Source organism: Arthrobacter sp. HLT1-20 (assembly GCF_054510895.1).
The window spans coordinates 86900-107222 of the sequence record NZ_JBTNDR010000011.1; the positions used below are offsets into that span (position 1 = coordinate 86900).

Below are 20323 nucleotides of genomic sequence, written 5' to 3' on the forward strand. Positions count from 1 at the left end.
CAAATACCTATCCAGTCTAGTGGGGATTGGCCCGGTCCGGAACTAGTCCCGCTCCCCCACTGTCAGGGTGGAACCGCTACGGCCCTTCAAAACGTGCAGGTGCATGGGGATGCGCGTCTTCATCTCCGCGACATGACTGACGAGGCCAACCATCCGGCCGCCGTCGCGCAGGCCCTCCAGTGCGTCCATGACCTGCTCCAGGGATTGCTCGTCAAGGCTGCCAAAGCCCTCGTCGACGAAGAGGGTTTCCATGTCCAGCCCACCTGATTCCTGCTGCACAACATCCGACAACCCCAGGGCCAGGGACAACGACGCCATGAACGATTCCCCGCCGGACAGGGTGGCGGTATCCCGGCCCACGCCCGTCCACTGGTCAACCACTTCCAGGCCCAGCCCCGATTTTCTGTTGCCGCCCGACTTTGCGTCGCTGTGGCGCAAGGTATAGCGGGCGTCACTCATGGTCGACAGGCGCAGGGACGCCGCCTGGGCCACCTGCTCCAGCCTGGCTGCCAACACGTAACTGGTCAGCGTCATCTTGTACCTGTTGTCGCCGGATCCCCGCACAGCATCAGCCAGCCCCGCCAACAATGCGGCGCGTTCACGCAGTGGCGCCACTGTTGCCTCCAGCGTCCGGAAGGACTGTTCCGTTGCGGCAAGCTGGTCCGCCGCCGATGCTGCCAGTCCCAGGGCCAGGGCATCCGCGCGCGCCTTCGTTTGAGCGTCCTTGGCGGCACTGCCCAGGGCCGCCAGTTCCGCCATGGCGGGCACGGGAACCTGGGCCGCGGCCTCCTGGGCGGCCAGCACGGCCTCCGGTGCCGCCAGCCTGTCTGCGTTGACGGCAACCGCCTTGGCGTAGTCCTGCAGCTCCTGGTCCAGGGCTGCCGCCGCCGCGGTGCTGAGCAGTGCCTGCTCCACGTGGGCGACATCGGCAAAGTTCGATCCCGCCAGGGCGTCGGTCAGGGCGGCGGCGGCTGCTTCCTGGGCCTGCATCGCCGTGGCGCGTTGGCGGACGGCGCGCAAAAGCTCCTCGGCGGGCAACTGGGCCTGTGCCAGGGCAGCCTGCCGCAACGCCAATGACGGGTATCCGTCACGGGCCAGCGTCAGCTGTTCGTCCAGGACGGCCAGTTCCTGCTCTAGTGCGGAAATAGTGGCCCCCAAGGATGCCGCACGTTCCGCTGCCGCCAAACTGGCCGTTTGCGCTGCGGCCAGCAATTCCTCCTGGGCGGCGGCGTCGGCCGTCAGGGCGGCAAGCTCGCCCACAGTCCGGGTGGCCCGTTCATGGGCCGCCGTGGCCGCCACCACGGCATCTTGTGCGTCCTGCAGCCGTCCCGATCCCCCGCGTTCCACCAGGATCGCCAAGGCACCCTGGGCCTGGACAAGTTCTGTCCGTGCCGCAGCGGCCAGCTGCTCGGCCCGCTCATGGGCCTGCTTGGCTGCTTTCTCCACCTTGGGCAGATCTGTCCCGGAACCGGCCAAGGGCGAAGGATCCGGATGCACAGTGCTGCCGCAAACCTGGCAGGGTTCGCCGTCCACCAGGGTGGCTGCCAATTCACCGGCAACCTGACTGAGCCGGCGGTCGAGTGCCTGAAGCCAGGCATCCTTGGCATCCAGCGCGCATTCACGTGCCGTGCCATCAGCCTCGGCAAGCTGCGCTACCAACAGTTGCTGAGCCGCGTGGTCCTTGATTGTCTCAACAAGGCCCGCCGCCTGCCGGGCTGCCTGCTGGGTGAGGTCCACACTTTGCGCCGTTTCACGCAGCTCCACCGCCCGTTCCCGGATCGCAGCAAGGCGCGTCCTCGCCGCAGCACCGGCATTGCCTTGCTGTTCCTGCAGGTTCAGGACAAGAACCAGGGCGTCCCGGTTGCCAGCAAGCGCGGTGGTTTTTTCACCCAGCCGCAGTTCTTCCGGCAAGGCAGCGGTCACGGCGGCCAACTGTGTTGTCAGCTCACGGTCCACGGTTTCCAAGGCACTGATGCCGGCAGTTTCCGCCGGCCGGTCCAACAACGCCGCGGCCACCTCATTGGCGCCGAAGCGGCCCGCAGCGCCGGCCACCAATGCCCGCGCTGCATCGCCCGCGGTCGTGGTTTTCACGGCAGCATCCAGCACCGCTGCCAGAACCTGGGCTTCATGGTGCTTTTCCTGCTGCTGGCGCCATTGTTGGGCCTGATCGGCCAGCCCGGCCAGTCTGCCTTCTTCCAGCACTGCGGCTGCCAGCGCCGTATGCCGGGCGTTGCGGGCCTGCGCCTGCCGAACGGTGTCCTCAAGATCCTCATGCTGTTGTTGTGACTGCCCCGCCCGCCTTTGCGCTGCCGCAACGGCCAGCGCCACCCGGCTGCCCAGTTCGGCGAAAAGCTCCAGACCGGCAAGTTCTGCAATGCTGGCAGCATCCGGATCCTGAGGGGGCGGGCAGGCTTCCGCTTCGAGCGCCGCTTCCTCGGCAGCCAAGGTGGGCGCGCCCTGGCTGCGGGCCAGCTGCTCTGTTGCCGCCAGCTGATTCAGGCCGGCATCCACATCACTGTTGGCAAGCCGCGAATCGGCGGCCAGGCTCACTTCCAAGTTCTTGTAGATGTCGGTGCCAAAGAGTTTTTGCAACAGCGTTTGGCGTTCCTCGGCTGTGGCGCGCAGGAAGGCCGCAAAGTCCCCTTGGGCCAGCAGCACCACTTTGGTGAACTGGGCCATGGTCATGCCCAGCAGCCCCTGAATTTCGGCCGCAGCCTCGTCATTGCGGGTGGACTTCACTTCCCAGCCATCAGCCGTCTTCTCACGCAATTGCGTGCTGGCCTGCTCACGGGTGGTGCCTTGGCCGCGCTTGACCGGACGCATCCACTCGGGTTTGCGCTGGACCTCCAAACGCCGTCCGCCGGCACTGAATTCACACAAGACTTCGGGGCCAACCCCCTCCGCCGCATGGTGACTGCGCAGCTGCCCGTTGACGCCCTGCCGGGCACCGGGCACCTGGCCGTATAAGGCGTAGGCAATGGCGTCCAACACGCTGGTCTTGCCGGCTCCCGTGGACCCGTTGAGCAGAAAGAGGCCCTGGGCGCCCAATTCATCAAAGTCAACCACTTCACGGCCGGCAAAGGGGCCAAAGGCTTGGATTTCCAGACGGTGAATCCTCATAGGGACACCTCCTGTGCCCGCACGGAAGCCAGGGCGTCGCGGAGGACCATTTGTTCGTCGTCGTTCGCGGCCCGGTGGCGCACATGGTCAAGGAAACCGCAGCAAAGGTCAAGCTCGTTGGCCGCTGCAGAAATACGTTCGCCGTAGCTCTGCTGGTCAGAGCTGCGCACAAACTCCGGGGCAAACATCAACACCAGCGTGTTCGGGAACCTGCCGCGCAGCCGCTCCATGGCAAGTTCGGGGCGGTCATTGTCAGTGAGCGTGATCTGGCAGAAATGCTCCTCCGCCTCGCTAAAATCGGCTGCGGCGAGCAGATCCTCCAACTTGCCGCTGAGGATGCTCAGTTGCCGTTCCGGGGCCCAATCCACCTTGCGCACCTCCCCCAAACCCGCAGCCGTGATCTCCAGCAGCCACGCACCCTTGCTGTGCCTGGCTTCGGAGAATGAATACGGCAACGGCGAACCGGAGTAGCGCACCGAATGGCTCAGCGTTTGGGGCCCGTGCAGGTGACCCAGCGCCGCATAGCTGAAGGGCTCAAAAAGATCTAGGGGCACGGCGCCCACGCCGCCGATGGACAGTTCACGTTCACTGGCCGAGGAGATCCCGCCGCTGGCAAAAGTGTGGGCCAGAACCACGCTGGGGGTTCCCGGGGCGCGCGTGCCCAGATCTGCCGCAATGAGCTTCAGGGCAGCCTCGGTCACGCTGAAGTGCGTGGGGTTTTCCACGCCCAAGTCCTGGGCCGCCAGGCGCGGTTCAAGAAAAGGAATGCCGTAAATGGCCACCATGGGCGGCCCATCGCCGCAGTCTCCGTCAGCCAGGGGCAGCAGGATGGGCACGGCAAGGTCAGCCAGCCGCGTGCGCAAGTGCACGCCGGCGCGCTCCAGCAGCCGGCCGCCAAAGCCCAGCCGGGTGGCCGAATCATGGTTGCCACTGCTGACCACCACCTGCACGCCGGCAGCATTAAGCCGTGCCAAAATGTCATCAAAGAGGTTCACAACATCCACGCTGGGCAGTGCGCGGTCGTAGACATCACCGGCAACCAGGACCACATCAACGTTCTCCATGGCGACCGTTTCAAGGAGCTGATCGGCAAACCGGCGCTGGGCGGCGAGCGTGCCAACACCGTGGAAGGACCTGCCCAGATGCCAGTCGGAGGTGTGAAGTAACTTCATGGTTCCACGCTATAGGAGGGCACTGACATTTCTGTCACCGCCAAGGCCCGTGGGTGGGCCGTGCCGGGCCCCTAGCGGCGTACTTTTTCCACCGTCAAGGCTTCCACGGCGGCAACGTTGGCCAGTTTGGCGCCGTAGATGACGGCCGTGACCAGCAGGGCGCAGGCCAGGAAAACCATGATGAGCTGGGTGTTGGGATCGTCCAGGAACAGCAGTCCGGCCAGGGAGATGGCTGCCGCGGCAATCCCGCTGACCCAGAGCGGCTGCACGGCGGCGGCGTGTCCGGCCTGCCAGGTGTCCTCGCTGACCATTGTCTTGGCTGTGCGAATGCCAAGCAGAGGATTCTTCTTGATCTTCCCTGCGGCACAGGCGTGGTTGGCCGCGGCAATGCCCAGTGAACAGGCGGCAAGGAGCAGGAGGGAGAAGATCAGCATCCACCAACCCTATCTCCAATGCCAACTGACCCGCAGAAAACGCCGAAAATCACGGTAAAACCGTGTATTTTCGGCGTTTTCTGCGGGTCAGTTGCTGGGCGGCGCTGCTGCAACACAGTGGCCTCAGGGCATGCGCCACGCCAACTCCCCGTCTGGCGCATAACCTATCAAAGAGCACCCAGCAGACGCCAGTCATTCCACAGCACGCCCTCAACACGCTAAGACAGCCAAGATACGAGGTCACCCCCACCCACGCTGCCCAACTCACCCGATTGACGTACTACTTGAAAGAGGGGTTTGTGTTACTTTTTGGGGCTGTCGAAGAACGCCTGGGCGTCGTCAATCTGCGTGCCGGCCGACGTGGTGGTGCCTGCGTTGTCGCCGGAAGCCGACACAGGCTGGGGCAGCTTGGGCAGCTCGTCGTTCGCTACCAAAGCCTCGGACGAATCGTCCGCGGCGGAATTGTCGGCGGCGGAATCGTCCGCGGCGGGGGCGGCGGCGGCGTCGTCGGCCAGGTCCTGCTCAAGCAGCGAGGCGGCGGGGGCGAAGGAGCGGAAAATGGCTGCTGCCAGGGCTGCGCCGAAGAGCGGTGCCAGCCAGAACAACCACAGCTGTCCCGCGGCCCAGGATTCTGCCAGGAAAACCACAGAGGTGGCGCGGGCCGGGTTCAGGGAACCGTTACTCACCGGCATGGTGATGCCAATGGCCACGGCGAAGCCCAGGCCGATGCCGATGGGGCCAAGCGAGGTGGTGTTGCGGGCGGAGGTGATGCCCAGGATCAGCGCCGTCAGCACTGCCACGGCAACAACTTCCACGATCAACACGCCAACCATGGGCACAGCGGACGGGGAGTGCGAGTCAAAACCGTTGGAGAGGGCGGCGAAGAGCTGGGGCGTTTCGGGGCTGCCCGGCATGACCTTGACCAGGGCCAGCAGCACGGCTGATGCCAGCACGGCGCCAACCGTCTGGGCCACCACGTACAGCGCCATGGCCGAGTACTTCAGGCGGCCGGCAACGGCCATGCCCAGCGAGAACGCCGGGTTGAAGTAACCGTTGGAAATATGGCCGAAGGAAATGACAACTGCCACCATGGCCAGTCCGTAGGCGAAGCCCACAGTGGAACCGGACCCTGTTGCGCTGAACAGCGCCGTAGCCAGACCCGCAAAGACAATGAAGAAGCTGCCCAGCCCCTCAATGGCAATGCGGGTGCTGAGCGGGTAGGCATGCGCCGTGGCCGTTCCGGATGTAGTCATGGTGTGGAAATCCTTCGGTTGGAAACATAAGAGTCGCAGGCTGCGGCGGGGACTAAAGCCCCAAGGCCACCGCACACATGGTGGCAACGGCCAGAGCAACTATAGCGGCCGATGCTGTACGTACCATAAGAGCCGGCACGGCCACGTGGGCGCCACTCTCCAGCACCTCGGCGCCGGCACGGAGCCGGCGGAGCCGGACCACCGAACACAGCACCAAAATGATGGTTGTCAGACTGGCAACCATGGCGCAGATGCCCAGCCCCACCGTATGGGCCGAGTGGCTCTGGCCCATCAGCGAGGCGCTCTCGGCAGCGGTTGGGGTTCCCCCTAGCGCATGGAGCCAGCCGCGCCAGATCAGGAGACTGGCGATCACTGCGCTCATGACGGTGCGCCGCCAGGCCAGTGCCGTCCGCTCGGGCTGCAGCCCGGGGTCCCTGGCCGGCCCCACAGAGGCACCCAAATTAAGGCCGGACCAGAATCAGCACGGCAAAGACGATGGCGGCGGTGGAGACAACAACCGTCATGCCCAGCATGAGCCAGGAATGTGGCAGTTCCGCATCATTGCGCATGGCCTGTTCCTGGTTGGCCCAGCGCCGGTAGCTGACCACTGCGAGCACGGCGCCAATCAACGCCAGCACCATGCACAGGATGATGCGGACCAGCGGCGGCGCTATCTCGGGGGCCAGTTGGTCAATGGCCACGGCCCCGGCCAGTAGTGCCAGTGCTGTGCGCACCCAGGCCAAAAACGTCCGCTCGTTGGCCAGGGAAAACCTGTAGTCAGGCATCTTCCCGGTCCGTCGCCACGCAGGCTCGCGCATGGGTCTCCTCAATCGTGTAGGGTGGTTGTTCAGCTACGAGTCTACTGGGCGTGGATGTCCCGCCGAGGGACGGTAAATTAGTGGCATGACTATTGCAGCGCAGTCCCCCGGTGAGCCCATGGCCAGCTTTGCCAGCCGCGTCCAAGGAACACTCATGGGAGGTGCGCTGGGCGACGCCTTCGGCTACCTGGTGGAGTTTGATTCATTGGCAGATATCACGGCCAGGTACGGCCCGGCGGGCCTGGTTGACCTGTCCCAGGCCAAGGGTCCGGTACATTTTTCCGACGACACCCAAATGACCCTCTACACCCTGGACGGTTTGCTGGATGTGCTGGAGTGGGCCAACAACGGAGTGGGCGCCGACATCAACGCCTGCCAGTGGTTGGCGTACCTGCGCTGGTTCAAGACCCAGGGCGTGGAAGGTGCGGAGCACGCCCCCCAGCAGGCGCCGCGCTGGATTGACGCCCAGAGCGTGCTGCACCACCAGCGCCACCCGGGAAACGCCTGCCTGAGCGGCCTGGCCACAGGCGAGATGGGCACGGCCTTCCGGCCCGTGAACCTCGATTCCAAGGGTTGCGGGACCGTGATGCGCTCTGCCCCCTACGGCTTGTTGCCCAACATTGAAGCCGAAACCGTTTACAAGATGAGTTCCGACGCCGCATCCCTGACCCACGGTCACCCGGCCGCACGCCAGAGCTCGGCTGCGTTCAGCTGGCTCATCCACGCGTTGGTGATTGGCGCCCTGCCGCTGCGGGCCGCGGCCGAGTCGGCCCGGGACCGTGCCGCCGCCGAATCTTCCGCCGACGCCGATCTCCTGGCCCGCCTCGATGCGGCGCTCACCCTTTCCATGCACGACGGCGAACCCCTGTGGGGCGATTCCCTCACCGCTGCCCTGGGCTTGGGTTGGGTGGCGGAGGAGGCACTGGCTGTTGCCCTCTACTCCGTGCTGGCCACTGCCGCATCCACGTCCTCCCCCGTGGAGCACTTTCTGGCTGCCCAGCGTCTAGCCGTGAACCACAGCGGTGACAGCGATTCCACCGGATCCATGGCCGGGAACATCCTTGGCGCGTTGTACGGGGAAGCCGCCCTGCCGCCGTCGTGGTTGACGCTGTGCGAGGCGCCGGCATTGATCCGTCACCTGGGAGCCGACTTCATCAAGCTCACCACCGGGGAGTAGCCGGGCAGCAATCAGTTCGTGCGCAGGGTGAAGTTGGCGCATTCGGCGCAGACGCTGGCGGGTATGAGTCCGCGGCGCTGCAGCACACCAAAGATGATGCAGCCCAGGCACAGGCCAATGAACGCCTCCAGCGAGGCGGCTATCAGCAGCACCACCATCAGGAGCCAGCCCAGGGGTGCCACACCTGCCATCAGCAGCACAAAAGCCGCGATGGACATGGCGGCTCCCATGCCTTGGGCGAAGCGTTTGGGTGGTCCGGGCACCAGCTTGGGTGCGCCCAGGCGCGGGGCCAGGACCTTCACCGACAGCAGGGCGGCCGGCGAGATGCGCGGCCCGAAGGCCACGCGCAGCACAAAGCCTGCCGCGATGACGCCTACCAACCATTCGAACGATCCGATGACCGCCACGAGGGCCAGCACCACAATGATCCCGGCCGTGCAGCGCGCAGCGTATTCGTTGACGGGGTTGGGGAAGGCGAAGAACCGTTTCAGGGCGCTGGGCCGGGGAGGCTGCACCGAGTCGGCGGCGGCGTGGAACTTCGCTAGCTGGGTCATGTCCCAACAGTAGGGCTCGGCCGTGCCGGTTGGACAGCATTGTTGCCCCATGTGACAGCCGCCCGCACGATGCGTCTAGGGGAACCGGTGTCTAGGGGAACCGGTCCGCGGGCGAGCCGTCGCGCGCCAAAAGTGCCAGACACGCCGCCGGGGCTATCCGGCGGTAGGAGCTGTCCAGCAGTTCGGCGATCTCCTGCCAATCCGGCACGGCCAGCGTCAGGTCCAGCCCCACCCAGCCGTACGGGCCAATGTAGGAGGGGACATAGAAGCGTGCATCCGCCAGCAAAGCCTCGCGCTCATCCGCTTCCGGGAGCACCTGGACGGACGCCGGCCTCGGGTGGCCGCTTTGGCCTTGGCCGTAGTAGGCAAAGATCCTGCCGCAGCGAAAGGTGGGCCGGCCAAAGCTCTCCTTTTCCGTGGCCTCCGGAAAGGCCAGGCACAGGCCCCGCAGCCGCAACAGCTGCGGATCGTCGTCGCTGTACATTCGCGGATGGGCCATGGCAGCATCCTAGGCGCGCGGGTCCGACGGCACCAGAGGGCGCGGCTTCTTAGCCGATCATCTGCATGAATTCGCCCTCGGACAATACCTCAATGCCCTGGCCGCGGCGCTGCAACTCCAGCACCCGCTGGGCCTTGGAGGTGAGCCGCCCGTTGCGCAGATCCGTGGCCGTAAAGCCGCTGCCCACCACCAGCACCGTGGTCTTGAGTGTCACGCTGCTGGCGCATTGGGCACCGTACGCCGCGGCCCTGGTTTTGGCTTCGGGGCGGCCCAGGCCAAGATCGCCCGTGAAGACCAGCGTCTGCCCAAACAATGGATGTGTTTCATCGGCGTGCGGGTTCGGCACCGGGTTGGGGCCTTCCGTGGACCAGCTGCCGCGGCTGCCGCGCGCGGATCCACTGGCAATCCCGGCCTTCATCTCGGCCATCTTGTCCAGGGCCGATCGGGTGGCCTTGGACATCTCATCCCGAGCGGGATCGTAGGCGTCAACATGGGGCATGGCCAGCTTCATCGAGGCAAAAACGTCGTGGACGCTGTTGGCGCCGTGCTTGGCGGCGATGTCCACCATGATGCCGGCGCAGGCCCGCGCATCCTCGGTGGCATCGTGGTGGTTGAGCAGCGGGACCCCCGCCTCCTCGGCCACGAACGGCAGGGAGTAGGACGGGAGGGAGTAGTTTTTTCGGGACAGCACCACCGTGCACGCGTAGTCAAACGCTTTGGAGGCCATGCCGGAAACTTCCGATGCGGAGCGGATCACCCCAATGTCGAAGGCGGCGTTGTGCGCCACCAGCGCATCCGGGCCAATAAAGTCCAGCACTTCGGGGAAAACCTCGCGGAAGCGCGGTGCGGTGGCAACGCTGTCCGGGCTGATTCCGTGGATGGTGATGTTGCGGGAGTCAAAGTGGTCATGCCCGGCGGGCGGGCGCATGAGCCAGTAGCCCTCGTCAACAATCACCCCGCCACGGACCTTTGTCAGACCCACGGAGCAGGGCGATCCCCTAAATCCGTTGGCAGTTTCAAAATCGATCGCAGTAAAGTCCAGTGGCACGCTCCAAGGCTACCCCTCGCCGCAGACACTCTTCACATCCAGAGCCGCGCATCACACCCGCACCCCAGCGCAAAGGCAAGGTTCGACGCCGGAACCTGCATTCCGGCGTCGAACCCACCTTGGGGATTTGCTAGGGTGTGGCCCGGCGCAGGGTCAGGTAAGCGCCAACCCCCAGCATGAGGGCCAGGGCCAGGCCCAGCACCCCGATGCTGGCCGGGGTCAGGGTGCTGGCCCAGGCGCCAACGGCCGGCCACCAATCCTGCACTGTGATGAGCGCGATGGCACCGACCAGCAGCACCGACAGTGTGAGGGATGCAACCAGCGTGCCCGTGGCCTGCCAGCGCTTGTAGATGGTGGCAAACCAGAAGCCCACCAGGAACAGGAACAGCATCATGATGAAGTAAAAGAACCACTGGATGAACCACGGCTGGTCCGCGACCCAGGCGATGGCGAACATGCGGCCCTGCAAACCCCAGCCGTTGGTGGCGTTTTCAATGACGCCCAGCACCACATAGAGCGCGGCGACGCTTACGGCAATGACAGCGAACAAGCCCACTGTGCCCAGGAAGAAGTTGCGTCGGCTCACGCTCAGCCCTTGGGAGAAAGGGAAGCTCAGCGTCAAGGCCTGGACGCCCAAACCCAGGAAGTACCACATGACGGCTTGGCCGGCGCCGGAGTATTTCACGCCCACCGAGTCCGGGATCAGGGCCCAAACAGCCATGCTGAGCAGGAACGATCCTGCGATGATCACCGCCGGAATACCCAGGAATGTCCATTTGTTGATGAGCTGCATCTTGGCAACTCCCAGTGCGCGGTTCATCGTGATGCTCCTGTTCGGGTATTCTTGCGGCTCTTCTCGATGGGGTCCGGCGCCGGGCCGTCGAGGGCCGTTTCGGCGTCGAGCGCCTTTCTGATGACAAACTGTTGCAACGAAACCGGCCCCAATTCCAGGCCAAGTTCCTGGGCTTCGCGGCGCTCGGCAGCGCTCAGTGCACCCTCGAGGGTGAGCGAGAGCAACGCACCGATGCTCTCCCTGTGCAGGATGGTGCGGCCGGCGGCGAAGGCCTCAACGCGTGAGGTGGCGCCGGCAACGTTGACGGCTGAACCACGGATGTTCTCGGCGTCGTCATCGACAATGATGCGGCCCTTGTCAATGATGATGACGTGCTCCAGCAGATTCGCCACCTCGTCGATCAGGTGCGAGGACAGGACAATGGTCCGCGGGAACTCCGTATAGTCAGCCAGCAGCCTGTCGTAGAAGAGCTGCCGGGCCACCGCGTCCAAACCCAAATAGGGTTCGTCGAAGAACGTCAATTCAGCCCGCGAGGCTAAGCCAATGATGACCCCCACGGCCGACAGTTGGCCGCGCGAGAGCTTCTTGATGCGGCGTTTCATGGGCAGCTGGAATTCCTTGGCCAATTGCAGGGCCAGCGCGTTGTCCCAATCCTTGTAGAACAGGGCCGCCGCCTTGAAGGCGTGCACGGGCTTGAAGTCGTCCGGGTACTTTTGCGATTCGCGGATGAAGCAGATCCGGCTGAGCACCTTTTCATTCTCATAGGGGCGCTCCCCGAACACACTCACGGATCCGCTGCTGGCAAAGCCTTGCGCCGTCAGAATGGACATGAGGGTGGTTTTGCCGGCGCCATTGCGGCCCAGCAATCCGTAGATCTTGTCCCGCTCCAGATTGAGGCTGACTCCATCCAGTGCCTGGACGTCCCGGTACCGCCGGTTCAGGTCCGACACCTGGACGATGGGTGTGCTCATAACGCGCCTTCTTTCGCATCGGCTCTGGTTATTTCTGCTCCTGCACCCGGTTCCCGGGCCAGCATTTCCGCCAGCGCTGCGCCGTCGATCCCCAACTTGCGGGCCTCACAGGCCAGCGGGCGGACAAACTGTTCGTAAAAGTCGTCCCGGCGCCGGCTCATCAGCACGGCACGGGCTCCGGTGGCAACAAACATGCCAATTCCCCGTTTCTTGTAGAGGATGCCGTCGTCAACAAGGCGGTTGACACCCTTGGCCGCTGTGGCCGGGTTGATTCTGTGGAAGGCTGCGAACTCATTGGTGGAAGGTGCCTGGGTTTCTTCGGCTAGGACGCCGTCAACAATGTCGTTCTCGATCATTTCCGCAATTTGCAAAAAGATCGGCTTGCTGTCGTCAATCATTGGCCCCCACCGCCAAACCGTGGCCGGTGAAACCGCTCCTCAGCTCCATTGGTTCATTACTCATGTAACTAACCATAGACGCTACGACGTCATAGTCAAGAGGGTGCCCGAAATATCCCCCTCCGGGTGGAGGAAGCGTTCAGCTAAGTGCCGTAATCTGGAACGGTGATACTAACCGCACTCATTGACTCTGCCCTGCCCGCGCTTGTGGGACACGGATCAATTCCCGCCCTCGGCATCCTGCCCGACTGGCTGGACCCCATGAAGATCCTGGACAACTCAGCTCTTGGCTTCTGGGTAGTGATCATTGCCTGCGCCATCATCTTCGCCGAGACCGGACTCCTGGTGGGCTTCTTCCTGCCGGGCGATTCACTGCTGTTCACAGCCGGCCTGCTGGTGAGCACCGGCGCCATGCCCGTGAACATCTATGTGTTGATGGGGATGTTGATCGTCTCCGGTTTCGTGGGCAACCAGCTGGGCTACTACATCGGCTACAAGGCCGGCCCTGCCATCTTCAACAAGCCCGACTCCAAGCTTTTCAAGAAGCAACATGTGGACAGCGCACACGCCTTTTTTGAAAAGCACGGAGGCAAGGCCCTGATTTTGGCCCGCTTCGTCCCGATTGTGCGCACCTTTGTGCCCGTCATAGTGGGCGTGGCCAAGATGGACATGCGCAAATTCCTACTCTTCAACGCCATTGGCGCCGTGCTCTGGGCAGGCGGAGTCACCTACTTGGGTTACTTCCTGGGCAATAAGGTGCCGTGGGTGCGCGACAACCTGGACATCATCTTCATCGCCATTGTTGCCGTCTCTGTCATCCCCATCGGCATCGAGTTCCTCAAGGCCCTGAGCCACCGTCGCAAGAAGAAGGTCGCCCAGCAAGCCGAGACCGCGCCGTAATTTCTTTCCTTAACGCACGACGGCGGCCCGCAGCAATTGCTGCGGGCCGCCTTTTCGTTCCGCCCGCCCAACTATGACGCAGTAGGTGCTGAAAATCGCCGCGAATTTAGCACCAACTGCGTCATAGTTGGGAGAGGGCCTTGATGATGTGCGGCAGCAACGCGCGGAACGCGTTCCCGCGGTGGCTGATGGCGTTCTTTTCAGCACTGCTCAGCTCGGCACAGGATTTGTCCGTACCCAGGGGCTGCAGGATGGGGTCATAGCCGAACCCGCCCGCGCCCCGCGGTACGCTCAGCAAGGTTCCCTCAAGGGTTCCTTCTTCCACCACATCCACCGAGCCGTCGGGGCTCGCCAAGGCTGCCGCGCACACAAAGCGTGCACCGCGGTGCCCGGGGGCGATGTCGGAGAGCTGAGCCAGCAGCAGGTTCAGGTTGGCGGTATCATCGCCGTGGCTCCCGGCCCAACGGGCGGAAAAGATCCCGGGGGCGCCGCCCAGAACGTCAACGGCCAAGCCGGAGTCGTCGGCAATGGCAAGAGCGCCGCTGAACTGTGCCACGGCATGTGCCTTCAACAACGCGTTTTCGGCAAAGGTGACACCTGTTTCGGCAACGTCGGGGGCTTGGATGGCTCCGGCGTCGAGCACGTCCGTGTCAACATCCAAACCCGGCACCTGGCCGCGCAACAGTTCACGCAGCTCGCGCAGCTTGCCCTGGTTGTGGGTGGCCAGGACCAGTTTGGGTGTGCTCATCAGATGCCGAGGGTTTCGCGCTGGATGCGGGTCAGCTCGGTGGTGCCGATGAGGGCCAGGTCCAGGAGCTGGTTGAGCTCGTCACGGTCAAACGGGGCGCCTTCGGCCGTACCCTGGACCTCGACGAACTTGCCGGATCCGGTCACCACAACATTCATGTCCGTCTCGGCGCGCACGTCCTCAACGTACGGCAGATCCAGCATGGGGACGCCGTCGATGATGCCCACGGAGATGGCGGAAACCGTGTCAACGAGGGGCTGGGCGTTCTTGGCGATCAGCTTGTTTTCCTTGGCGTAGGCAATCGCGTCGGCCAGGGCCACGTAGGCGCCTGTGATCGCTGCCGTGCGGGTGCCGCCGTCGGCCTGCAGGACGTCGCAGTCCAGCACAATGGTGTTCTCACCCAGGGCCTTGAGGTCGATAATGGAGCGCAGCGACCGGCCAATGAGGCGTGAGATCTCGTGTGTGCGGCCGCCAATCTTGCCCTTGACGGATTCGCGGGAGTTGCGGGTGTTGGTGGCGCGGGGCAGCATGGCGTATTCGGCGGTGACCCAGCCGGTGCCTTCGCCCTTAAGCCAGCGCGGCACGCCGGGGGTCAGGGATGCGGTGCAGAGCACGCGGGTGTTGCCGAATTCAATCAGGGCCGAACCTTCGGCCTGCTTGGACCAGCCGCGGGTAATGGTGATGTCGCGGAGTTGGTCGTTGGCGCGCCCGTCAGAGCGCAAGGAAACAGTTTCAGTGGAAGTCATGGACTAAGCCTAGCGGCCGAGGGGCCACGAGCGAGCGCAGCGAGCTTGGGGAGGGCGCGACGGCGCTAGCGGCCGAGGGGCCACGGGCGGGGGCCCACGGCCGCGAGGGACCCGCCGCGAGCTTGCGAGCGGTGGGAGCGGCTGGGGAGCAGCGAGCTTGGGGAGGGCGCGACGGCGCTAGCGGGTCTTGTTCGCCAGCTTGTAGTTTCTCTTCGCCGTGAAGAAGGCGCCGGCAGGACCCGTAAAGCACAGCACCATGGCGGCCATGCCGAGCAGGACCTGCAAGATCGTGGCGATTCCGCTGGGCAAGGACAGGCCATTGAGCTGTGTCAAGGACACGATGGCCAAAACGCCACCCACCATGCGGGCCCAACCCCTGCCCTGCTTGAGGAACAGGCCAATCACCACGTAGGCAACCACGGCCGCCACGCCTATGACAATGGAGGTGGTCAGCGCAAACATGATGGTTGTGTCGATCATCTCCGGCGTCAGGCCAGGAATGTTCTGGCTCCGGAGCTGCTGCTCCACCTGTGTGCGGAATGAGCTGGAAAACACCTTAATAACACCAAAAATGGTGGCCACAACGTGCAGTGCCGCAGCTCCCAGCAGCATGAAGAAGATGGTGTTCATGATGGGCGGGGCCGTGGGCGCCGGCGCCGGCGTAAAGGAATCGGGTGCGGGGTTGTACCGCGGCATTTCGGTCATGGCTGGCATCCTTAGTCATCTCATGGTCGACGGCGCACGGCCGCCAGGTCGTGAGTCGAGCCTAGCTGCCGGTCCAGCCAAAGAGGATGCTCCTTTGGGACGATATTCGCCGGCAGGCAGCCCGACCGCGCAGGAGACTAGATGGTGTAGTGGACGCCCGCCACGGCGGCGGCAACATCTCCGGTATACACTTCCTTGGCTTCGGCCACCACAGTGTTGGTGTCGGTCCAGACCGGAATGTGGGTCAGCAGCAGGCGCTTCACATTGGCGCGGGCTGCCGCCTCGCCGGCGCGCTTGCCGGTGAGGTGGACGTCCTTGATGGCGTCGTCGCGGCCCTCCTGGAAGGCGGCCTCGCACAGGAAAAAATTCGCGTCCTGGGCTGCGTCTTCCAGACCCTGGCAGCTGTCGGTGTCCCCGGAATACGTCAGCACGGAGGTGCGGTCAAGGCCGGTGCCGTCGAACTCGGTGACTTCAACGCGCAGCGCATAGGCTTCCGGGACGGGGTGGTTCACGGCAAACGGGGTCACCTTGAACGGGCCCACCATGACGGGTTCGCGTTCTTGCCAATTCTGGAAATCAAATTCCTCGTGCATGCCCGGATCAAGGTCAAGCCCGTAGGCGGTAGCCAACCTGTCTGCTGTTTCGGCCGGGCCCCAGACGGCGATCCTGTCACGGTTCCAGCCATCGGGGCTCCAACGGACGGCCACGTGCAGGCCGCACAAGTCCATGCAGTGGTCGGGGTGCAGGTGGCTCAGGAAAATGGCGTCGATATCTTCCAAGTCCATGTACTTCTGCGCGGCGCCCAGGGCACCGCTGCCCAGGTCGATCAGCACCCGCCAGGGCCGCACGCCGTCGTGTGCCGTCAGCAGGTAGCAGGACGCGGGCGAGGCCGGGCCGGGAAAAGACCCGCTACATCCAACGATCGTTAACTTCATGTGTGCTCCCCCGCAACTGTTCCCGGACTAGCAAGTCTGCCCATCGAATCCGCCAAAACAAAATTGGAGACCTGTGTGACCGCCGGCCCGACGGCATTCCTGCGGGCCGCGGCGAGCATGTCCGGGGTGATGCGGGCCAGCGAACCTGTGGGGTAGTGGGCAGCCACGTGGCTGACCTGTTCCACGCCACGGACTTCCGGGCCCAGGAAGCGCCTGGCCAGCACACCGAAGCTGCCGGCGTCGCCCGTGGCGAGGAAGTTGTGGGTGGGCGGCTGCGCGGAAACACGCTCAAGGTCGTGGCTGACGAGTGCCTTGTACACGTCCTTGGCGGTTTCCTCGGCGCTGGAGACCAAAGTGACCGAATCCCCCATGACGTAGGAGATGACGCCCGTGAGTAGCGGGTAGTGCGTGCAGCCCAGGACCAGGGTGTCCACTTGGGCGGCCTTGAGCGGGGCCAGGTATTCCTCGGCGGTGGTGAGCAGCTCGGCGCCTGCCGTGATGCCCGATTCCACAAACCGCACAAAGTCCGGGCAGGCCACGGAGGTGATGCTCAAATCAGGGGCTGCCGCAAAGGTGTCCTCATAGGCGCGTGAACCAACGGTGGCCACGGTGCCAATGACGCCCACCTTGCCGCTGCGGGTTGCTGCCACGGCGCGCCGCACGGCCGGCTGAATCACCTCGATGACGGGGATTCCGTAGCGGGCCGTGTAGCGTTCCCGGGCATCCCGCAGCACGGCAGCAGAGGCCGAGTTGCAGGCAATGACCAGCAGCTTCACCCCGGAATCCACCAGCTCATCCATGACGCCCAGGGCGTTCGCGCGGACCTCGGCAATGGGCAGCGGACCGTAGGGGCCGTTCGCTGTGTCGCCAACGTACATGATGGATTCGTTGGGCAGTTGGTCAATCACAGCGCGGGCCACTGTCAGCCCGCCCACCCCGGAATCAAAAATGCCGATGGCCCGCTCGGACACCGTGCCCTGTCCGGAGGTGCCAACGGTTGGTGTTGGGGCTGTTCTTGGATGTGTGCTCATGATCGTTCCAACAATAGTTTGTTTGCCGGCCGAGCTGTTGCTATTGCGGCTAAAAACACAGCTACTTTGTGCGCTGCAGGCTCGCCAGCATGGCTTGGACAAGGCTTTCCTGGAGCCAGGAGACAAAGTTGTAGACAAGGCTCAGGTAGCTGTCCACATCTTCGGCGTCACCCCAGTCCTGGACCTCGTGGACGCGTTCGGCGTCCTCCTCATCACGGATGTCCAGCCGCTCGGCCAGCACCAGGCGGATGTCATTGAGCGCCATGGCCCACAGTTTGGCCGCTTCCTGATCAAGCAGCAGCTTCTCGGAGTCCAAGGCCATGGAGGCCGCGCGCAGGGCGCCGATCTTGGTTTCACGCAGCGAGCGTTCGGTGAGCTGGCGGAACTCAAGGGCGGAGTCGGCGTCGTCCTTCACGGCATCCGGCAGCAGCCGCAGCAGGGCGGGATCGTCCGGGACCGAGACCTCCATGTCAAGGCCAATCAGGGCCGCCAGCGGGTCCTCATGGGCGGGACGTTCGGGCTCCAGCATGGTGATGATGTCGGCAAAAAGCTTGCGCAGCAGGTCACGTTCGGCAGGTTCCAGGTAGCCGGTGATGCCGCGGCGCCCGGCGGAAAAGGCCTTAGCCACGTCCGCCACCCTTCTGAACCGTTGCCCACAAGCCGAATCCGTGCATGGCAACGGCGTGTGCTTCCATTTTTTCCTTCGTTCCATGGGCCACGGCGGATTTACCCTCCGTGTGGACCTGCAACATCAATTTCGCCGCCTTTGCCTCTGAATAGCCAAAATAACTTTGGAAGACGTAACTGACATAGCTCATCAAATTAACCGGGTCGTTCCACACGATTAATTCCCACGGAATGTCCGGGGAGATGAGTTCGCGCGTTGAGACTTCCCGGTCTGTTTCCGGGGCTGTGCTGACACTCATGTGTCCATTCTAGTGTTGCCGCACTAAAGTAAATTCCGTGACTACGCCATCAAACTGGGGCCACCCCCGCACTTCATTGTTTACGGATCACTATGAGCTGACAATGCTGCAGGCAGCGTTGCACTCCGGCGCCGCCCACCGTCGCAGCGTTTTTGAGGCCTTCGCCCGGCGCCTGCCGGACGGCCGCCGCTACGGCGTAGTGGGCGGCACGGGGCGTTTGCTGGAAGGTTTGGAGCACTTCCGCTTTGGTCCCGACGAGCTGAATTTTTTGGCCAACAACAACGTTGTCAACGACGAAACCCTGGCGTGGCTGGCCGACTTCAAGTTCTCCGGCGACGTCTACGGTTATGCAGAGGGCGAACTGTATTTCCCCAATTCGCCCATTTTGACCATCGAATCCACGTTTGCCGAGGCCTGCATTCTGGAAACGTATGTGCTCTCGGTGCTCAACCACGACTCCGCCATCGCCTCCGCAGCCTCCCGCATGATCGGTGCCGCCGGCGCGCGTCCCTGCATTGAGATGGGGTCCCGGCGCACCCAGGAGGAATCCGCTGTGGCCGCTTCCCGCGCCGCCGTGATTGCCGGGTTCCACAGCACCTCCAACCTCGAGTGCGGTTTGCGCTACGGCGTCCTGACGCAGGGCACTGCCGCGCATTCCTTCACCCTCCTGCACGATTCCGAGGAGGATGCCTTCCGGGCCCAGATCGGCTCCATGGGCGCCGGCACCACGCTGCTGGTTGACACGTACGACGTCGAGGCCGCCGTCCGCAAGGCTGTCGCCATAGCGGGCCCCTCCTTGGGCGGCGTGCGGCTGGATTCCGGCGATCTTCTCGCCCAGGCACGCGACGTCCGGGCCCTACTGGATTCGCTCGGGAACACCAGCACCCGCATCACCGTGACCAGCGATCTCGACGAGTTCGCGATTGCCGCCCTGGCCGCAGCACCCGTGGACTCCTACGGTGTTGGCACCTCCTTGGTGACCGGATCCGGCGCCCCCACAGCCTCCATGGTGTACAAACTGGTTTCCCGCGAGGGCAACGACGGCGAGTTTGTCTCCGTTGCCAAGGCAGCCAAGAACAAGGCCAGCGTGGGCGGCAAAAAGTACGCCATGCGCCGCCTGAACAACGCAGGCATTGCCACGGCGGAGATTGTGGGCATTGGCCACGAACCGGCGGCCGACAGCAACGACAGGCCCCTGCTGGCCACCTTCATGACCGGCGGCGTGCTGGCGCCGGGCTGGACTGGCGCCGAGGGCGTGGTGCGGGCAACAGCCCGCCATACCGCCTCCATGGCTGAACTGCCGGGAGCCGCGCGCCGGCTCCAGCGCGGGGAACCTGTCATCCCCACCGAATACGAACAAGCAACAACCGCAAAGAACTAAGAGGAGCTACTCATGGCCAAGGCCCTGATTATTGTTGATGTCCAGAACGATTTTTGCGAAGGTGGCTCACTTGCCGTCACGGGCGGGGCCGAGCTTGCCAGCGAGATCACCGAGCTGATTGCCGACGCACCGGACTTCGACTTCATTGTTGCCACCCAGGACTGGCATGTGGACCCGGGCAGCCACTTCTCGGACACCCCCGATTTCCGCACCAGCTGGCCGGTCCACTGCGTTGCCGGATCCAAGGGTGCCGCCCTGCACCGCAACCTGGACACCGAGGACATTGACGCTTATTTCCGCAAGGGCAAGTTCGACGCCGCCTACTCGGGCTTCGACGGCCTGCTCGCCCCCGAGGACGAGGTTGCCGTGGGCGAACGCGAAGCGCACGAGTCCGCCGACGAGGACGCCGAAACGCCGTTGAGCCTCGATGACTGGCTGCGCGAGAACGACGTCGAGGACGTCGTCATCGTGGGTCTGGCCACGGACCACTGTGTCCGTGCCACGGCCCTGGATGCCGTCAACGCCGGCTACAACACCACAGTGCTGCGCGATTTCGTTGCCGGCGTGGATGAGGACGCCAGCGAGGAAGCCCTGGAAGAACTCGAGGACGCAGGCGTGGAGGTCAAATAAGACCACCACACTGAGGGCGTGGGGGGGAGGGGGGAAGGGGGGGGGGGTGTGGCGGCGTGGGTGGTTTTTTCTCCCCCCTCTTCT

The 20323-nt window shown here is 64.1% G+C and carries 23 protein-coding genes; 4 read left to right on the forward strand and 19 right to left on the reverse strand.

Features of this window, described 5'->3' with window-relative positions; genetic code table 11:
* Positions 1 to 42: 42 nt before the first annotated feature.
* From ACX80Q_RS08275 to ACX80Q_RS08300, 6 genes are all read right to left on the reverse strand, one after another.
* Positions 43 to 3120 (reverse strand): AAA family ATPase, encoded by a 3078-nt coding sequence (locus tag ACX80Q_RS08275; RefSeq protein WP_459330049.1) that lies wholly within the window; start codon positions 3118 to 3120, stop codon positions 43 to 45.
* Entirely contained in the window at positions 3117 to 4292 is a 1176-nt protein-coding gene (locus tag ACX80Q_RS08280) for an exonuclease SbcCD subunit D (RefSeq protein WP_459330050.1), read from the reverse strand. The genes ACX80Q_RS08275 and ACX80Q_RS08280 overlap by 4 nt, the downstream gene beginning before the upstream one ends.
* A 71-nt stretch (positions 4293 to 4363) precedes the next feature.
* Positions 4364 to 4726, reverse strand: a complete 363-nt coding sequence (locus tag ACX80Q_RS08285) for an SdpI family protein (protein ID WP_459330051.1) — start codon at positions 4724 to 4726, stop codon at positions 4364 to 4366.
* 302 nt (positions 4727 to 5028) lie between these two features.
* Positions 5029 to 5979, reverse strand: coding sequence for an aquaporin (locus ACX80Q_RS08290; protein WP_459330052.1), 951 nt, complete (start codon positions 5977 to 5979; stop codon positions 5029 to 5031).
* Positions 5980 to 6031: 52 nt separating this feature from the next.
* Positions 6032 to 6439, reverse strand: coding sequence for a DUF202 domain-containing protein (locus tag ACX80Q_RS08295; protein ID WP_459330053.1), 408 nt, complete (start codon positions 6437 to 6439; stop codon positions 6032 to 6034).
* A gap of 1 nt (position 6440) precedes the next feature.
* On the reverse strand, positions 6441 to 6797 hold the full coding sequence (locus ACX80Q_RS08300; RefSeq protein ID WP_459330054.1) for a YidH family protein: 357 nt from the start codon (positions 6795 to 6797) through the stop codon (positions 6441 to 6443).
* Between the two features lie 85 nt (positions 6798 to 6882).
* Between ACX80Q_RS08300 and ACX80Q_RS08305 the strand changes: the two genes are divergently transcribed.
* Positions 6883 to 7974, forward strand: coding sequence for an ADP-ribosylglycohydrolase family protein (locus tag ACX80Q_RS08305; protein WP_459330055.1), 1092 nt, complete (start codon positions 6883 to 6885; stop codon positions 7972 to 7974).
* Between the two features lie 11 nt (positions 7975 to 7985).
* Here ACX80Q_RS08305 and ACX80Q_RS08310 read toward each other — a convergent pair whose 3' ends face one another.
* From ACX80Q_RS08310 to ACX80Q_RS08335, 6 genes are all read right to left on the reverse strand, one after another.
* Positions 7986 to 8528: a DUF4395 domain-containing protein gene (locus tag ACX80Q_RS08310; protein ID WP_459330056.1), complete on the reverse strand. Its 543-nt coding sequence runs from the start codon at positions 8526 to 8528 to the stop codon at positions 7986 to 7988.
* 91 nt (positions 8529 to 8619) lie between these two features.
* Positions 8620 to 9027: an MmcQ/YjbR family DNA-binding protein gene (locus ACX80Q_RS08315; RefSeq protein WP_459330057.1), complete on the reverse strand. Its 408-nt coding sequence runs from the start codon at positions 9025 to 9027 to the stop codon at positions 8620 to 8622.
* Between the two features lie 49 nt (positions 9028 to 9076).
* Complete coding sequence (locus ACX80Q_RS08320) at positions 9077 to 10075, reverse strand: 3'-5' exonuclease (protein ID WP_459330058.1); 999 nt, start codon at positions 10073 to 10075, stop codon at positions 9077 to 9079.
* Positions 10076 to 10205: 130 nt separating this feature from the next.
* Positions 10206 to 10895: a hypothetical protein gene (locus tag ACX80Q_RS08325; RefSeq protein ID WP_459330059.1), complete on the reverse strand. Its 690-nt coding sequence runs from the start codon at positions 10893 to 10895 to the stop codon at positions 10206 to 10208.
* Positions 10892 to 11839, reverse strand: coding sequence for an ABC transporter ATP-binding protein (locus ACX80Q_RS08330; RefSeq protein ID WP_459330060.1), 948 nt, complete (start codon positions 11837 to 11839; stop codon positions 10892 to 10894). Before ACX80Q_RS08330 ends, ACX80Q_RS08325 begins: the two co-directional genes overlap by 4 nt.
* Positions 11836 to 12237 carry a GntR family transcriptional regulator gene (locus ACX80Q_RS08335; protein ID WP_459330061.1) on the reverse strand — a complete coding sequence of 134 codons (402 nt, stop codon included), beginning with the start codon at positions 12235 to 12237 and terminating at the stop codon, positions 11836 to 11838. Before ACX80Q_RS08335 ends, ACX80Q_RS08330 begins: the two co-directional genes overlap by 4 nt.
* A 165-nt stretch (positions 12238 to 12402) precedes the next feature.
* Between ACX80Q_RS08335 and ACX80Q_RS08340 the strand changes: the two genes are divergently transcribed.
* On the forward strand, positions 12403 to 13137 hold the full coding sequence (locus ACX80Q_RS08340) for a VTT domain-containing protein (protein ID WP_459330062.1): 735 nt from the start codon (positions 12403 to 12405) through the stop codon (positions 13135 to 13137).
* A 121-nt stretch (positions 13138 to 13258) separates the two neighbouring features.
* Here the strand turns inward: ACX80Q_RS08340 and rdgB are convergent, their stop codons facing one another.
* The 7 genes from rdgB to clpS form a co-directional block, all read right to left on the reverse strand.
* The gene (gene rdgB / locus ACX80Q_RS08345; protein WP_459330063.1) at positions 13259 to 13885 is read right to left on the reverse strand and encodes an RdgB/HAM1 family non-canonical purine NTP pyrophosphatase; all 627 of its coding nucleotides are present in this window, start codon (positions 13883 to 13885) and stop codon (positions 13259 to 13261) included.
* A complete protein-coding gene (gene rph / locus ACX80Q_RS08350) occupies positions 13885 to 14631 on the reverse strand; it encodes a ribonuclease PH (RefSeq protein WP_459330064.1) in 747 nt (248 codons plus the stop codon). Before rph ends, rdgB begins: the two co-directional genes overlap by 1 nt.
* Positions 14632 to 14808: 177 nt before the next feature.
* Positions 14809 to 15336 (reverse strand): hypothetical protein, encoded by a 528-nt coding sequence (locus ACX80Q_RS08355; protein ID WP_459330065.1) that lies wholly within the window; start codon positions 15334 to 15336, stop codon positions 14809 to 14811.
* Positions 15337 to 15473: 137 nt separating this feature from the next.
* Positions 15474 to 16271, reverse strand: a complete 798-nt coding sequence (locus tag ACX80Q_RS08360; RefSeq protein WP_459330066.1) for an MBL fold metallo-hydrolase — start codon at positions 16269 to 16271, stop codon at positions 15474 to 15476.
* Positions 16268 to 17302 carry a glutamate racemase gene (murI, locus tag ACX80Q_RS08365; protein ID WP_459330067.1) on the reverse strand — a complete coding sequence of 345 codons (1035 nt, stop codon included), beginning with the start codon at positions 17300 to 17302 and terminating at the stop codon, positions 16268 to 16270. The genes ACX80Q_RS08360 and murI overlap by 4 nt, the downstream gene beginning before the upstream one ends.
* Before the next feature lie 61 nt (positions 17303 to 17363).
* Positions 17364 to 17930, reverse strand: coding sequence for a DUF2017 domain-containing protein (locus ACX80Q_RS08370; protein ID WP_459330068.1), 567 nt, complete (start codon positions 17928 to 17930; stop codon positions 17364 to 17366).
* Positions 17923 to 18228 (reverse strand): ATP-dependent Clp protease adapter ClpS, encoded by a 306-nt coding sequence (gene clpS, locus ACX80Q_RS08375; RefSeq protein WP_459330069.1) that lies wholly within the window; start codon positions 18226 to 18228, stop codon positions 17923 to 17925. Before clpS ends, ACX80Q_RS08370 begins: the two co-directional genes overlap by 8 nt.
* A gap of 76 nt (positions 18229 to 18304) precedes the next feature.
* On the opposite strand from clpS, the gene ACX80Q_RS08380 reads away from it, so the two are divergent.
* Positions 18305 to 19609 (forward strand): nicotinate phosphoribosyltransferase, encoded by a 1305-nt coding sequence (locus ACX80Q_RS08380; protein WP_459330075.1) that lies wholly within the window; start codon positions 18305 to 18307, stop codon positions 19607 to 19609.
* A gap of 12 nt (positions 19610 to 19621) precedes the next feature.
* A complete protein-coding gene (locus ACX80Q_RS08385; RefSeq protein WP_459330070.1) occupies positions 19622 to 20239 on the forward strand; it encodes an isochorismatase family protein in 618 nt (205 codons plus the stop codon).
* Positions 20240 to 20323: the final 84 nt, after the last annotated feature.

Excerpts from the sequence above, each read along its gene's own strand:
- ACX80Q_RS08280 (WP_459330050.1), bottom strand. The coding sequence starts at position 4,292 with ATGAAGTTACTTCACACCTCCGACTGGCATCTGGGCAGGTCCTTCCAC.
- ACX80Q_RS08310 (WP_459330056.1), bottom strand. The coding sequence starts at position 8,528 with ATGACCCAGCTAGCGAAGTTCCACGCCGCCGCCGACTCGGTGCAGCCT.
- rdgB (WP_459330063.1), bottom strand. The coding sequence starts at position 13,885 with ATGAGCACACCCAAACTGGTCCTGGCCACCCACAACCAGGGCAAGCTG.
- ACX80Q_RS08330 (WP_459330060.1), bottom strand. The coding sequence starts at position 11,839 with ATGAGCACACCCATCGTCCAGGTGTCGGACCTGAACCGGCGGTACCGG.
- murI (WP_459330067.1), bottom strand. The coding sequence starts at position 17,302 with ATGAGCACACATCCAAGAACAGCCCCAACACCAACCGTTGGCACCTCC.
- ACX80Q_RS08305 (WP_459330055.1), top strand. The coding sequence starts at position 6,883 with ATGACTATTGCAGCGCAGTCCCCCGGTGAGCCCATGGCCAGCTTTGCC.
- rph (WP_459330064.1), bottom strand. The coding sequence starts at position 14,631 with ATGACTTCCACTGAAACTGTTTCCTTGCGCTCTGACGGGCGCGCCAAC.
- ACX80Q_RS08275 (WP_459330049.1), bottom strand. The coding sequence starts at position 3,120 with ATGAGGATTCACCGTCTGGAAATCCAAGCCTTTGGCCCCTTTGCCGGC.
- ACX80Q_RS08385 (WP_459330070.1), top strand. The coding sequence starts at position 19,622 with ATGGCCAAGGCCCTGATTATTGTTGATGTCCAGAACGATTTTTGCGAA.
- ACX80Q_RS08315 (WP_459330057.1), bottom strand. The coding sequence starts at position 9,027 with ATGGCCCATCCGCGAATGTACAGCGACGACGATCCGCAGCTGTTGCGG.
- ACX80Q_RS08290 (WP_459330052.1), bottom strand. The coding sequence starts at position 5,979 with ATGACTACATCCGGAACGGCCACGGCGCATGCCTACCCGCTCAGCACC.
- ACX80Q_RS08300 (WP_459330054.1), bottom strand. The coding sequence starts at position 6,797 with ATGCGCGAGCCTGCGTGGCGACGGACCGGGAAGATGCCTGACTACAGG.
- ACX80Q_RS08285 (WP_459330051.1), bottom strand. The coding sequence starts at position 4,726 with ATGCTGATCTTCTCCCTCCTGCTCCTTGCCGCCTGTTCACTGGGCATT.
- ACX80Q_RS08360 (WP_459330066.1), bottom strand. The coding sequence starts at position 16,271 with ATGAAGTTAACGATCGTTGGATGTAGCGGGTCTTTTCCCGGCCCGGCC.
- ACX80Q_RS08325 (WP_459330059.1), bottom strand. The coding sequence starts at position 10,895 with ATGAACCGCGCACTGGGAGTTGCCAAGATGCAGCTCATCAACAAATGG.
- ACX80Q_RS08355 (WP_459330065.1), bottom strand. The coding sequence starts at position 15,336 with ATGACCGAAATGCCGCGGTACAACCCCGCACCCGATTCCTTTACGCCG.
- clpS (WP_459330069.1), bottom strand. The coding sequence starts at position 18,228 with ATGAGTGTCAGCACAGCCCCGGAAACAGACCGGGAAGTCTCAACGCGC.
- ACX80Q_RS08335 (WP_459330061.1), bottom strand. The coding sequence starts at position 12,237 with ATGATTGACGACAGCAAGCCGATCTTTTTGCAAATTGCGGAAATGATC.